The organism is Allomuricauda sp. ANG21, from assembly GCF_040705235.1.
In the GTDB taxonomy this organism is placed as follows: Bacteria; Bacteroidota; Bacteroidia; order Flavobacteriales; family Flavobacteriaceae; genus Flagellimonas; species Flagellimonas marina.
This window is the reverse complement of sequence record NZ_JBFCVT010000002.1, coordinates 816,035-829,142: the sequence shown is the minus strand read 5'-3', so window position 1 is coordinate 829,142 and position 13,108 is coordinate 816,035. Positions and strand designations below refer to the sequence as shown.

Here is a 13,108-nt window from a genome sequence, read left to right as displayed (position 1 = left end):
CGTTAATTTTCAACCTTCCAAACCAAAAGTAGATGCTCATATACAACGTTACCATCAACATAGATGAAAGTGTCCATAACGAATGGCTTATTTGGATGCGGGACAAGCACATTCCTGATATGCTCAGCACTGGAAAATTCTCCCATGCCAAAATGGTAAAGGTTTTGGTCGAGGAGGATATGGGAGGCATAACCTATTCCATCCAATATACGACCCAGGACCGAAAAACTCTGGAATCGTATTACCAACAAGATGCTGAACGTTTAAGAGCCGAGGCCCAAAAATTATTTCCCAATAAATTTGTTGCCTTTAGAACTGAGCTCGAAGTCATCAACCAACAAATACCGTAACCCATTGGACTATCTTTTTACCTACGGTACGTTACAGGACCTGCAGGTGCAGGAATATCTTTTTGGGCGGATTTTGGATGGAAAATCAGACGCTCTCTTTGGCTTCAAACGATTTGAAAATGCGGTTTATGGTCGGTATCCTTTAGTGCTTCATACCAAAAATGAAGAAGACAAGGTTGAGGGTATGGTCTACAAAGTTTCCACAGCCGACCTAAAAAAAGCCGACATCTACGAAACCAGTGCGTACAAACGGGAAAAATTCAATCTGGAATCTGGCTTAATGGCTTGGGTTTATATCGAAAATTCCCAGTAACTTGCAAAAAAACCTCCGTGTCCAAAAAGAAGAAAAGAAAATTGGGTAACGGCAAAACCAGAAAGCCCGAAAATGGACAGCATGAGGGTGCGGTAAAAGCCAAGAAGCATTTGGGGCAGCACTTTCTAAAAGATGAGGCCATTGCCAAAAAAATAGCGGATACGCTTTCTTTGGATGGCTATAGCAATGTCCTGGAGATTGGACCGGGGATGGGTGTTCTCACCAAATATCTTCTGATGCGCGGCATGGACTTGGTGGCCATGGATTTGGACGAGGAATCCATTGTCTACCTGAACCACAGCTTTCCTTTGGAACATCCAGAAGTGATCAAGAAAAATAAGAATCTTAACGTTCTTGAAGCGGATTTTCTCAAATTCAATTTGCAGGAATTGTACGGGGATGAGCAATTTGCCATCACTGGAAACTTCCCTTACAATATATCCAGTCAGATTGTTTTTAAAATGCTGGAAATGCGGCAACAGGTGCCTGAATTTTCGGGAATGTTCCAAAAAGAAGTGGCAAAACGCATTTGTGAGGGCCCTGGCAGCAAAACCTATGGTATTCTCTCCGTATTGGTACAAGCCTATTACCACGCAGAATATTTGTTTACCGTACCTCCCGGTGTATTTGATCCTCCACCCAAAGTTGATTCAGGCGTTTTGCGACTCACCCGAAAAAAAGAGCTCAATTTGCCCTGCGACGAGCGCCTTTTCTTCAAAGTGGTAAAAACAGCGTTCAATCAACGGAGAAAGACGCTCCGCAATAGCCTTAAAACCTTCAATCTCTCTGATATTCTAAAAGAAGATACTATCTTTGACCAACGCCCGGAACAGCTCAGTGTGGCAGATTTTGTAACGTTGACCCAAAAGATAGCCAATGACCCCGTTTAAACTTACAGACGAGCTTTTAGATGACATCAGACAACTGATCGCCGAAGAAAAAAACAGTGCGCTTCAGTCGATGATGCGGGAATTCCACTATGCCGATGTCGCCGAAATAGCGGATGAGCTCAATGTGGAGGAAGCCACCTATCTCATCAAACTCTTGGATAGTGAAAAGACATCGGACATCCTTGCAGAAATGCATGAGGATATCCGGGAAGCTGTTCTGAAAAACCTTACCGCCAAGGAAATTGCAGATGAGCTATCCGAATTGGATACGGATGATGCCGCAGACATCATCAACGAACTTCCCAAAGAACTCATTCAGGAGGTAATTTCTGAAATAGAGGATAGGGAGCACGCCAAGGATATTGTAGATCTTTTGCGTTATGAGGATGACTCTGCTGGGGGACTCATGGCCAAGGAGTTGGTGAAAGTCAACGAGAATTGGACCGTTACCACATGCGTTAAGGAAATGCGAGCCCAAGCAGAAAATGTTACTCGGGTACATTCCATTTATGTTGTGGATGATGAAGGTAAACTTAAAGGAAGGCTTTCCTTAAAGGATTTGCTCACCACCTCCACCAAAACGCACATCAAAGATGTGTACATTGCTAAGGTCGATGCTGTAAACGTAAATGAAAAAGGGGAAGAAGTTGCCAAGATCATGTCCAAATACGACTTGGAAGCTATTCCGGTGGTAGATGAGATTGGAAGATTGGTAGGCCGAATTACCATTGATGATATTGTGGACGTAATCCGTGAAGAAGCTGACAGGGATTATCAAATGGCGGCCGGTATATCCCAAGGGGTTGAAGCCGATGATAGCATTTGGGAATTGACACGCGCCAGATTGCCTTGGCTCATTCTAGGTTTATTGGGCGGATTGGGAGCAGCGGCCATCATGGGAGGTTTTGAAGAAATGATCTCCAAACATGCTGTCCTATTTTACTTTACTCCATTGATTGCTGCCATGGCCGGGAACGTAGGGGTGCAATCCAGTGCCATCATTGTTCAGGGGCTTGCCAATGATGATCTAAAGGGGAGTGTGAGCCATCGACTCATAAAAGAAATGTTATTAGCCCTTTTAAATGGACTCATTCTTGCCCTTCTGCTCTTATTATTTACTTGGATTTGGAAAGGTGCTTTTGCCACCGCTTTGGCCATATCACTCTCTTTGGTGGTAGTGATCGTTGTTGCTGGTCTAATAGGCACATTTATCCCATTGTTCCTTCATAAAAGAAATATTGATCCCGCCATTGCCACAGGCCCCTTTATCACCACAAGCAACGATATTTTTGGCATCTTGATTTATTTTTGGATCGCCAAACTTATTTTGGGAATCTAGTTTCTTTAGCCAATACACACCAATGAAATCGAATAGAAGTGAATTCATGGCATCTCGGTTACAGGAAGTTCTTTTAAGCGGTCGCTGGATTGCCCAAACCAATATTAAGGAGCAAATAGAAAGTATATCATGGCAACAGGCCAACCAGAAGATAGGTTCCTTAAATACTGTTGCGCTACTTACCTACCATCTTAATTATTACTTGGCTGGCATCCTAAATGTGTTTAACGGAGGAAAACTCGAAATTCGGGATAAATACAGTTTTGAAATGCCCCCAATCCAATCTGAAACAGATTGGAAGAAGTTGAAGCATCAATTTGTGGTGAACTCCGAAAAGTTTGTAGCGCATGTAGAAAGCATGGAAGATTCACAATTTGATGATTATTTTGTTGATGAAAAATACGGAACCTATCAGCGAAACATTGAGGGCGTGATTGAGCATAGCTACTATCATCTCGGTCAAATTGTGCTGATAAATAAAATGATTCAGGCTGAATAACTCCTCATCTCAATTACGTAAAACTAAGATTATGAAATCCATCAATCTAAAACAAAAACATGCTGAGTTCTCCAGCCAATGGCACCCGCACCAAATTGCTGTAGTGGATAATATGCAAGTACTTCTGGCCAAATTACAGGGGGAGTTTGTGTGGCATGCCCATGAGCATGAAGATGAACTCTTCCAAGTGATTAAAGGCACTTTGTACATGCAGTTTCGCGACAGGACCGAAGTGGTAAATGAAGGCGAAATCATTGTGGTGCCCAAAGGAGTGGAGCACAATCCCATGACCAAAAATGGCGAAGAAGTCCATGTTTTGTTGTTCGAAAAGCTCACCACTGCGCACACTGGCAAAGTGCAGCATGAAAAAACACAGACGCATTATCCAAAAATCTAGGAGTTGTATATTTGACCCATGAAAGTTCTCCACTTGGATACCAACCACCCCCTGCTTTTGGAGCAGTTTGCCCAATTAGGTTTTGAAAACCACGAAGATTACACTTCAACCAAAGAAGAAGTTGAAAAAACTATTGACAAATACGATGGTATCATCATAAGAAGCCGGTTTACTATAGACCATCAGTTTTTGGACAAGGCCACCAATTTAAAGTTCATTGGACGGGTTGGTGCCGGATTGGAAAACATAGACACCCAATTTGCCAAGGAGAAAGGCATATTTCTAGCATCTGCTCCAGAAGGAAACAGAATTGCCGTTGGTGAGCACACTTTGGGTATGTTGTTGTCCCTTATGAACAAAATGACAAAGGCCAACCGCGAGGTAAAAAAAGGAAAATGGGACCGCGAAGGCAACCGAGGTGAAGAACTTGATGGAAAAACCGTGGGGATTATTGGCTATGGAAATATGGGAAAGGCCTTTGCCAAAAAGTTACGCGGTTTTGATGTGGAGGTCATCTGCTATGATATAGTCGGCGGGGTTGGCGATGATAACGCCCGTCAAGTAGGAATCATGGAATTTCAGCAAAAATCAGATGTGGTGAGTCTGCATGTTCCCCAAACCGAAAAGACCATTGGCATGGTCAATACAGCATTCATCAATGGTTTTCACAATCCATTTTGGTTGTTGAACACCGCCCGTGGAAAATGCGTGGTTACCAAAGATTTGGTGGAGGCATTGAAATCAGGAAAAATATTAGGTGCCGGATTGGACGTTCTGGAGTACGAAAAAAAATCCTTCGAGAACATGTTCGTCCAAAAACCAAAGGCATTTAAATATTTACGAAAGGCCAAAAATGTTCTTTTGACCCCTCATGTGGCCGGATGGACAGTGGAAAGCAAAGAAAAGTTGGCTCAAACCATTGTGGACAAGGTTAAAGCTAGATTTTGCTAAATTTAGTGGGTGAAAAAGACCATATTTGTGTTTTCAGCCCTAATCGTTGCGCTACTCGTTCTCTTTCAATTGAGTAAATATGCGTATTGGTCTGGTGACATTTCCATAGAGATCATCATAGCCATAATCGCCGTGATTTTCTTCTTCATCGGAATCTACATCAACAAAAAATCGCTTCGAAAAAAAGAGAATGTCGACCCTGCCATCAATCTAAAAAAAGTAGAGGAACTTGGTATCAGTCAGCGTGAATATGAAGTATTGGTTGAAATTTCAAGAGGGCTGTCCAACAGGGAGATTGCAGAGTCACTTTTTGTTTCTGAAAGTACCATTAAGACCCATGTCTCCAACCTTTTGGTAAAATTGAATGCCAAACGCCGCACCCAAGCCATCCAACGGGCAAAAGACCTTCAAATTTTGGGCATTTAATTCATTTTAAGCTTGATATACCTTGATTTTGGTACTTTAGTATGAGCCATTCTTTTGGCCCAAATACTACATTTGAATCAACTTTTAATGAATTGACCATGAAAAAAACCGTTACCAAGTTTGGCCTATATGGAGCCATCACCATTTGCGTATTGTTCCTTTTAAGTTGGTTCGTATTTAACGACCTCCCCAACTTCTCCCAAGAGGTTTTAGGGTATATATCCATGATACTATCACTGAGTTTTGTCTTTTTAGGCATCAAACACTATCGAGATAAGGAAAATGATGGTAAGGTAAGTTTCAAAAAAGCACTTGTCATCGGTATTCTGATAAGTTTGATCACGGCCTTGGCATTTGGGATTCTTGATGTTTTTTATACTGAAGTACTCAACCCAGATTTTATGACCGAATATTATAGCCACAGTGTGGAAACCTTAAAAGAATCGCTTCCACCAGATGAGTTTGAAGTAAAATTAGCTGAGATGGAATCGCAAAAAGCACTTTTTTCAAACCCGTTGTTCTCCTTTGCATTAATGGCGATGACAGTTTTTGTGATTGGATTTATTATTTCGCTGCTTTCTGCATTGATCCTCCAACGAAAATAGCATCAATATGACCATAGACGCCCAAACCCCGGACGAATACATCAGTAAATTGCCAGAAAATCGTAAAGAGGCAGTATCCCAACTTCGGGAAACGGTGAAAAGTAATCTTCCCAACGGTTTTGAAGAATGTATCAGCTATAAAATGATCGGTTATGTGGTGTCGCACTCGTTATACCCAAATGGCTATCATGTTGACCCAAAGTTGCCGTTACCTTTTATCAATATTGCTTCACAAAAGAATTTTGTGGCGCTCTACCACTCGGGAATCTATGCGGACAAAGAGTTACACGACTGGTTTGTAAGGGAATACCCGAAATACGTAAAGACCAAATTGGACATGGGTAAAAGCTGTATCCGGTTTAAGAACATGAATACCATTCCCTCTGCGTTGATAGCGGATCTGTGCCAAAAAATGACCCCGAAGGATTGGATAGCCTTGTATGAACAAAACATTAAAAAAACATGAAAAACAGAGTAACCGGAATCGGCGGATTTTTCTTTAAGACCAAAGATCCGAATAAAATTAAAGAATGGTACAAAACCCATTTAGGTCTCAACACCGACCAATATGGCTGCTCCTTTTGGTGGAAAGATAAGGAAGGGAATGATTGTATGACCCAGTGGAGCCCTTTTAAGGATGATACTACGTATTTTCAGCCCAGCGACAAACAATTTATGATAAACTTTAGGGTAGAAAACCTAGTGGAACTCCTTGAGCAATTGAAAAACGAAGGCGTTACCATTGTTGGTGATATTGAGGAATACGATTATGGAAAATTTGGGTGGATTATGGATCCTGAGGGAAACAAATTGGAACTCTGGGAACCTGTTGATAAAGCATTTCTATAGCTATTAAATTATTTACTACATTTAGAAATCGTTTAACCAACACATTAAAGACCATGTCTGAAGAAAAAAAAGACTTTAAAGAAGAAGCCAAAAAAACCGCTGATGAATTTACAGAGGGGCTTAAGAACGCAGGAGGTGACAACAAGAAAATTTTAGCTGGAATCTTAGCGATTCTATTGGGTTCCCTAGGAGTGCATAAATTTATTTTAGGGTACAACAAAGAAGGCTTCATCCTTTTGGGCTTTTCCATAGTAGCTTATATTTTGGTATGTTTTGTCATCGGTGCCTTTTTAGCTTGGATTCCCGGTATCATTGGACTTATTGAAGGTATTATCTATTTGACTAAGTCGGATGAGGAATTTTACAATACGTACCAAGTGGGCAAAAAACCCTGGTTCTAAAAAAAATAGGCCAGAGAAAAACTCTTCTGGCTTTTTTATTTTCTCTAATTATCGTAATATTGCAATATTATATTTATCTTTGCCAAAGAGTAAAACCTATGGGAGCTTCAAAAACACATATCTTTTCCCCAACACACAATGAACTGGCACATGTTGCCAAAGTGTTGGCCCATCCTGCACGTGTTGCCATTTTGGAATACATCAGCAAACAGGATGCCTGTATCTGTAATGATCTGGTGGATGTCATCGGCCTGGCCCAACCCACCATCTCACAACATTTGAACGAAATCAAAAAAATTGGACTCCTAAAAGGAACTTTTGAGGGAAAAAACCTCTGTTATTGCATCAACCAAGAACGATGGGAGGAACTTCAACACTCGTTTCATCAGTTCTTTTCCAATATTAACCGTAATTGCTGTTAGCCATGAAAACATCCGAATTTCTATCCGTATTAAAACAACATCAGAACAAAAGTTTGCTTTTTGAATATGCTCCAGACAAGCTGGTTGGGGCCAATTATCATATCACCGAAGTAAAAAATATCACGATTGACTCTGTGGATTGTGGAGCTGGAACCGATTTCTGGAAGGAGACCGTTATTCAACTTTGGGAAAGTCCAAAAGAAAAGGGCAAACGAGATTTTATGTCCATTTACAAGGCTTTGGCCATCCTCAATAAGGTGGACCGAATTAAGCCCATGGAACAAGATGCTGAAATTAAGTTCGAGTACAGTAATGATGACTTTCACACAGCGCAACTTTTTGTAAACGATTACACCTTGGATGACCAATCCTTGACCATAAAGCTAACTGTTCAAAAAACAGATTGCAAAGCGAAGGAAACTTGTGGGATTGAACCTACTGTTGAAGTTAAGGAAGGAGCCTCCGCTGGTTGCGCCCCAGGTTCTGGATGTTGCTAACTACATTTATGATGATTCGCAATATGCAAGCCTCAGATTGGGAGCACGTATGCCAAATCTATACCGAAGGTATAGCCACTGGCTTTGCCACTTTTGAAACCAATGCTCCCACCTACGAAAGTTGGGACGCTGCCCATGTTTCTTCCTGTCGCTTGGTGGCAGAGGATGATGGTGTTATTTTGGGCTGGGCCGCCCTATCGCCCGTTTCCAGCAGATGCGTATATGGAGGCGTTGGCGAAGTTAGCGTATACATCGCTGCGGAAAGTCGTGGAAAAGGGGTTGGAAAATTACTTTTAGAGAAGCTTATTGAAGAAAGTGAGAAAGCGGGCTTTTGGACCCTTCAGTCCGGTGTTTTTCCTGAAAATAAAGCAAGTATTAAACTCCATGAGAATGTTGGTTTTCGCTATATTGGCAAACGCGAACGCGTGGGTAAGATTCATGGAGTTTGGAAAGACAATTTATTGTTTGAAAAACGAAGCCACAAAGTTGGAATAGACTAAATATCAAATCAAAAAACACAAAATGAAAAATGTATTGGTGCTCTGCACAGGAAACTCGTGCCGCAGTCAAATGGCCCACGGGTATTTAAACCACTTTCAAGACAAACTGGCCAATATTTACAGTGCCGGTATAGAAACCCATGGCCTTAACCCCATGGCGGTTTCCATTATGAAAGAGGATAAAGTTGATATTTCCCACCATACCTCCAACCATGTGGATGAGTATACTGGTATCGAGTGGGACTATATCATCACAGTATGTGACCATGCCAAGGAACACTGTCCCTTTATCCCTTCAAAAAATGCGAGACGCCTCCATCAAAACTTTGTAGATCCATCCAAAGTAGATGGTTCAGACCAAGAAATTCATGAGGCTTTTGTAAGTACCCGGGATGAAATAAAGGAGTTTTGTCACGATTTTGTAAAGGAAGAGCTTATGGATTGATGAATAGTGACCTCTAGTAACCATAGTCCATAGGGAGCATATCGCCTACCCTATAACTAGACATATGTCCCCCAAAAACCATACTTTCAAAAGGCACGTAATTGCCGTATCTATCCATAATATAAGTGGTGTCTACTTCACTTATTTTGAGAGTAGACCGATAATTACTCTTTTTCCTATGATAAATTACAAATTGATTTTCAAGAAACCGTACTTCCCGTAAATCTCCTTCGGAATCATCCCTTTTTTCCAATAAATCGAAGATTTTTAAATTCTTAGACCCCTTTTTTAATCTAAAATTTTGATTCTCAAAATCTCCGTACCAACAAGCCCTTATAAAATGTCTGGGGGAGCCTAAGTAAGCTTTTTGTCTTCTATCCACAATTTTAGAATCTCCTTTGGCAGTATCGTAAAAGCGTGTAGTTCCGTCAAATAATGTTTGGTAGATATTGTCCGTCCGTTCAAGACTTTTCGATTTGAAGAAAATTTTAAAATCATCAATATCAAAATGAATTCTATATCCTAAATATGCATTCTGAATAATCACAGGTTTTTCACTGCTTGCGGTAAGTGTATTGTCCTGTGAGTCAAAATAAAGATGAATATCCTCTTCATTGATAATTTCACTGGCCCGACCTCCCCGGGTATCTCCCAAAAACTCCAACCTAAAAACTTCCATTTTTTCTTTTCGGGAAAAAGGGTCCGAGGTTAGCACCACCTCATCCAAACTTTCAACTTCTTCTTCAAGTCCTATCCGCAATGTAGAACCACTGGGCAAGTTTGTTATTTTTTTGGTCACATATCCTAAATGACTGACGACAAGAATAGCTTTATTTTGATACGGAAGGCGTATTCTAAAACTTCCCTCTTCATCGGTGATAGTGCCTACGGAACTCCCATCATAGTAAACTGAAACACCAAAAAGAGGTTCCTGGGTTTCTACATCAAAAATGACCCCTTGAATCTCTTGGGATTGGAGGTGAATGGTAAAAATTAGAAAAAGAACAGCCGATAGTCTCATAAAGAAATATTGTTTCTTCAATTCTCATTATTGATGCTGGCTTAGTCCTCATTATTGACCAAACCTTCAGCAACTTTTCGTTCCAATTCCGCCTGAAACTCCTCCATAACCGGTTTAACGGTGTCCTCAGGTAGGTCCGCTATCTTTATGTACATTAATCCGTCTACGGAGTTATTGAACAGCGGGTCTACATTGAACGCCACTACTTTTGCATTCTGTTTGATGTATTTTTTAATCAAAACTGGTAATCGTAGGCTTCCTGGCTCTACTTCACTGATCAATTTATCAAACTTATTAAGGTCGGCTTGGGTTTCATCAAAAACAAACTCTTTGTCGGCATCCTTGAGTTGTACCTTAAATTCTTTTTTTGGTCGAATGTATTGGGCCACATACGGGTCCCAATAGTTGGATTTCATAAACTCGATCATCAAGGATTTGGAAAAGTTGGAAAACTGGTTGCTGATACTCACGCCCCCAATCAAATATTTATGCTCCGGATGCCGCAAAGTGGTGTGCACAATACCTTTCCACAATAAAAACAAGGGCATGGGTTTTTGTTGGTATTCCTTCACAATATAGGCCCGTCCCATTTCTATGGATTTCTCCATCATGCCATACAGTTCGGGCTCAAAACGGAATAAATCCTGGAGATAAAACCCATCAATCCCGTATTTTTTGAAAATCTCCGAACCCAACCCCATTCGGTAGGCACCAACAATGGTCTTTTCTTCATTATCCCATAAAAACAGGTGGTGGTAATAGGAATCAAACTTATCCAAATCAATGGCATTGTTGGTTCCCTCCCCTACTTCCCGGAAAGTAATTTCACGCTGTCTACCAATCTCGTTCAAACAGAAGGGCATATCTCGTTGTTGCGCTAGGTAAACCTCGTAATTTTTGCTTTGGAGCACCCTGCAATCCTTTTCACGTAATCGTTCAATTTCGCCCTCCAACACTTTTGCACTTACGGGCATAGCAATTTTCTTGGGAGGTTTTGGAATCTTTAAACTGGTGGGCACCTTATCAATCAACCGTTCCTTTTCAAAAACATTGGCCAAGAGGTAGGTTTTCTTCCGAAGTAATTCGGTATACGACTCCAAAGTCTCCTCCTCATTTTGGGTGGCCACGGAAATGGGTTGTCCAATACGCACTTTAATGGGCCGTCTACTCTGCGAGGTAAGCTCAGATGGCAATTTGGCCGTTCTAAAAACATCATTCATTTTAGATAGTCGATAAAAAAGTCGACTGTTACGAGCATGAAAATATATAGGAACTACAGGAACCTCTGCCTTACGAATCAGTTTAATGGCCGCTTCCTCCCACGGCCGGTCAACCACCAATTTTCCATCGCGGTAAGTTGACACTTCACCAGCAGGAAAAATTCCCAATGGGTGGCCTTCCTTTAGATGGGCCAGAGCACTTTTAAAACCCATAATGCTACTCTTGGCATCCTTATGTTCTTCAAAAGGGTTAACTGGCATAATGTAGGGCCGCAACGGCTCAATACGGTGCAGTAAAAAATTGGCGATGATTTTAAAATCGGGACGTTCCTTCAGCAAAAGTTTTAATAACAAAACCCCATCAATTCCTCCCAGCGGATGATTACTTATGGTAATATAGGGCCCTGCTTTGGGCAATCGCTTTAAATCCTCCTCTGGAATCTCGAAGTCTATTTCGTAATGGTCTAAAATAGAATCCAGAAATTCCGGACCAGGGAGCTCTTTGTTCTTGTTGTAGAATCGATTTATGGTCGTAATCTTTGTGGCAACCATCAAAAGCCACCCCACAAAAGTGCCCAAGAATCCATATTTATCAAGGTGAATCACCTTAGCCACTTCTTTCGCAGAAACCAACCCCATGAACTATCTTTATTATTAGGTATACGTAAAGATAGAAAAATACGGTAATTGGCACCTTCCCTAATAAGAAGGGCACCAAACCCTACTTTACAACAAGCTGTACGGTTTCCTTGCCACGTTGTTCCACAAGCACGGACTTCCCATTTTGAAGGGATTTAACAGCAGTATCATCGAAATGGCGAATAGTGTAGAGCGACACATCTTCATGACATACTACCTTGAATTTTCGTTTCAGTACATCCAACATGGGTTGAAGTCCATTGAACTTATTGTCCAAACACACCGAAAAGCTAATGGCGGAGTTCTGGATCAAATCCACTTTTAGGCGATGGTCATGGAATAGTTTAAAAATTTCACTGATGTTGTCCTCAACAATGAAAGAAAAATCCAATGAAGAAAGTTTCAGTAAAACCTGGTTTTTCTTTACAATAAAGCAAGGGGTCTTCGGAACAATCCCTACTCCTTTGCCCACTGTTGTGCCCATATCCTTGGGATTTAGAAACGATTTTACATGCAAGGGAATTTCCTTTCGTTGTAGGGGTTGAAGGGTTTTCGGGTGGATTACCGACGCTCCGTAAAATGCCAGTTCTATTGCCTCACGATATGAAATCTGTTCCAACAATAGGGTTTCCTTAAAGTTTCTGGGGTCTGCATTTAAAACACCTGGGACATCCTTCCAAATGGTTACCGATTCAGCATTGAGGCAATACGCCAGAATTGCCGCGGAATAATCAGAGCCTTCCCTACCTAACGTAGTGGTGAAATTGTTGTCATCACTTCCCAGAAATCCTTGGGTAATGTTTAATTTGGACATATCTACATGGGCAGTTACTCCAGCTTGGGTACGTTCCCAATTGATTTGGGCATCGCGGTAATTGGTATCGGTTTTGATCAAAGTACGGACATCCAACCAGGTGTTGGACAATCCAATCTCGTTCAAGTAGGAACTGATAATGGTTGTGGATAACAATTCCCCATAGCCCACCACTTGGTCATAAACGAAAGCGTATTTGGGAGATTTGTTCCACGTTAAAAATCCTTTGACTTCTTCAAAGAGCAGTTTAACCCTATCGTAGATGGGATGCTTGGGATTTTCAAACAAGTTGGAAAGAATTCCTGCATGGTAATCAATGACCTCCTGCAGTGCCCCAGTGATGGAGTTTTTATCCTTAAAATACGACTCCACCACTTTTTCCATGGCATTAGTGGTCTTGCCCATGGCCGATATGACCACCAAAGTATCCTCATAGCCCACTTCCTGTAAAACCCGTACAACATTTCTAACCGCATCGGCATCCTTTACTGATGCACCACCAAACTTAAAAACTCTCATTCAGTATATCT

19 protein-coding genes are annotated in these 13,108 nt (G+C 41.3%); 16 read left to right on the top strand and 3 right to left on the bottom strand.

What is annotated here, in order from left to right; all coding sequences use genetic code 11:
- The first annotated feature begins 32 nt into the window (after positions 1-32).
- The 16 genes from AB1A65_RS06060 to AB1A65_RS05985 all read left to right on the top strand — a co-directional run bounded on the left by AB1A65_RS06060 (position 33) and on the right by AB1A65_RS05985 (position 8,884).
- The gene (locus AB1A65_RS06060) at positions 33-350 is read left to right on the top strand and encodes a DUF4286 family protein (protein WP_366586738.1); all 318 of its coding nucleotides are present in this window, start codon (positions 33-35) and stop codon (positions 348-350) included.
- Positions 351-354: 4 nt separating this feature from the next.
- Positions 355-663, top strand: a complete 309-nt coding sequence (locus AB1A65_RS06055) for a gamma-glutamylcyclotransferase family protein (protein ID WP_366586736.1) — start codon at positions 355-357, stop codon at positions 661-663.
- Between the two features lie 41 nt (positions 664-704).
- Positions 705-1,553, top strand: a complete 849-nt coding sequence (gene rsmA, locus AB1A65_RS06050; protein WP_366587080.1) for a 16S rRNA (adenine(1518)-N(6)/adenine(1519)-N(6))-dimethyltransferase RsmA — start codon at positions 705-707, stop codon at positions 1,551-1,553.
- A complete protein-coding gene (gene mgtE / locus AB1A65_RS06045) occupies positions 1,540-2,892 on the top strand; it encodes a magnesium transporter (protein ID WP_366586734.1) in 1,353 nt (450 codons plus the stop codon). Before rsmA ends, mgtE begins: the two co-directional genes overlap by 14 nt.
- 22 nt (positions 2,893-2,914) lie before the next feature.
- Complete coding sequence (locus tag AB1A65_RS06040) at positions 2,915-3,391, top strand: DinB family protein (protein ID WP_366586731.1); 477 nt, start codon at positions 2,915-2,917, stop codon at positions 3,389-3,391.
- A gap of 31 nt (positions 3,392-3,422) precedes the next feature.
- On the top strand, positions 3,423-3,788 hold the full coding sequence (locus tag AB1A65_RS06035; protein WP_366586728.1) for a cupin domain-containing protein: 366 nt from the start codon (positions 3,423-3,425) through the stop codon (positions 3,786-3,788).
- A gap of 18 nt (positions 3,789-3,806) precedes the next feature.
- On the top strand, positions 3,807-4,739 hold the full coding sequence (locus AB1A65_RS06030; protein ID WP_366586725.1) for a 2-hydroxyacid dehydrogenase: 933 nt from the start codon (positions 3,807-3,809) through the stop codon (positions 4,737-4,739).
- Between the two features lie 9 nt (positions 4,740-4,748).
- Positions 4,749-5,165 carry a LuxR C-terminal-related transcriptional regulator gene (locus tag AB1A65_RS06025; RefSeq protein ID WP_366586723.1) on the top strand — a complete coding sequence of 139 codons (417 nt, stop codon included), beginning with the start codon at positions 4,749-4,751 and terminating at the stop codon, positions 5,163-5,165.
- Between the two features lie 98 nt (positions 5,166-5,263).
- Positions 5,264-5,770, top strand: coding sequence for a DUF4199 domain-containing protein (locus AB1A65_RS06020; RefSeq protein ID WP_366586720.1), 507 nt, complete (start codon positions 5,264-5,266; stop codon positions 5,768-5,770).
- A 7-nt stretch (positions 5,771-5,777) separates the two neighbouring features.
- Complete coding sequence (locus tag AB1A65_RS06015) at positions 5,778-6,236, top strand: DUF1801 domain-containing protein (protein ID WP_366586718.1); 459 nt, start codon at positions 5,778-5,780, stop codon at positions 6,234-6,236.
- A complete protein-coding gene (locus tag AB1A65_RS06010; RefSeq protein ID WP_366586716.1) occupies positions 6,233-6,619 on the top strand; it encodes a VOC family protein in 387 nt (128 codons plus the stop codon). The genes AB1A65_RS06015 and AB1A65_RS06010 overlap by 4 nt, the downstream gene beginning before the upstream one ends.
- 53 nt (positions 6,620-6,672) lie before the next feature.
- Positions 6,673-7,020 carry a TM2 domain-containing protein gene (locus tag AB1A65_RS06005; RefSeq protein WP_366586714.1) on the top strand — a complete coding sequence of 116 codons (348 nt, stop codon included), beginning with the start codon at positions 6,673-6,675 and terminating at the stop codon, positions 7,018-7,020.
- Between the two features lie 98 nt (positions 7,021-7,118).
- Positions 7,119-7,442 carry a metalloregulator ArsR/SmtB family transcription factor gene (locus tag AB1A65_RS06000; protein ID WP_366586712.1) on the top strand — a complete coding sequence of 108 codons (324 nt, stop codon included), beginning with the start codon at positions 7,119-7,121 and terminating at the stop codon, positions 7,440-7,442.
- Positions 7,443-7,444: 2 nt separating this feature from the next.
- Positions 7,445-7,939: a DUF6428 family protein gene (locus AB1A65_RS05995; protein WP_366586709.1), complete on the top strand. Its 495-nt coding sequence runs from the start codon at positions 7,445-7,447 to the stop codon at positions 7,937-7,939.
- 8 nt (positions 7,940-7,947) lie between these two features.
- Complete coding sequence (locus tag AB1A65_RS05990; RefSeq protein WP_366586706.1) at positions 7,948-8,439, top strand: N-acetyltransferase family protein; 492 nt, start codon at positions 7,948-7,950, stop codon at positions 8,437-8,439.
- 22 nt (positions 8,440-8,461) lie between these two features.
- Positions 8,462-8,884, top strand: a complete 423-nt coding sequence (locus tag AB1A65_RS05985) for an arsenate reductase ArsC (protein ID WP_366586703.1) — start codon at positions 8,462-8,464, stop codon at positions 8,882-8,884.
- A 13-nt stretch (positions 8,885-8,897) separates the two neighbouring features.
- Here AB1A65_RS05985 and AB1A65_RS05980 read toward each other — a convergent pair whose 3' ends face one another.
- The 3 genes from AB1A65_RS05980 to AB1A65_RS05970 all read right to left on the bottom strand — a co-directional run bounded on the left by AB1A65_RS05980 (position 8,898) and on the right by AB1A65_RS05970 (position 13,097).
- The gene (locus AB1A65_RS05980) at positions 8,898-9,905 is read right to left on the bottom strand and encodes a carboxypeptidase-like regulatory domain-containing protein (RefSeq protein ID WP_366586700.1); all 1,008 of its coding nucleotides are present in this window, start codon (positions 9,903-9,905) and stop codon (positions 8,898-8,900) included.
- 41 nt (positions 9,906-9,946) lie between these two features.
- The gene (locus tag AB1A65_RS05975; RefSeq protein ID WP_366586698.1) at positions 9,947-11,764 is read right to left on the bottom strand and encodes a lysophospholipid acyltransferase family protein; all 1,818 of its coding nucleotides are present in this window, start codon (positions 11,762-11,764) and stop codon (positions 9,947-9,949) included.
- An 82-nt stretch (positions 11,765-11,846) separates the two neighbouring features.
- Entirely contained in the window at positions 11,847-13,097 is a 1,251-nt protein-coding gene (locus AB1A65_RS05970; RefSeq protein WP_366586695.1) for an aspartate kinase, read from the bottom strand.
- Positions 13,098-13,108 lie beyond the last annotated feature (11 nt).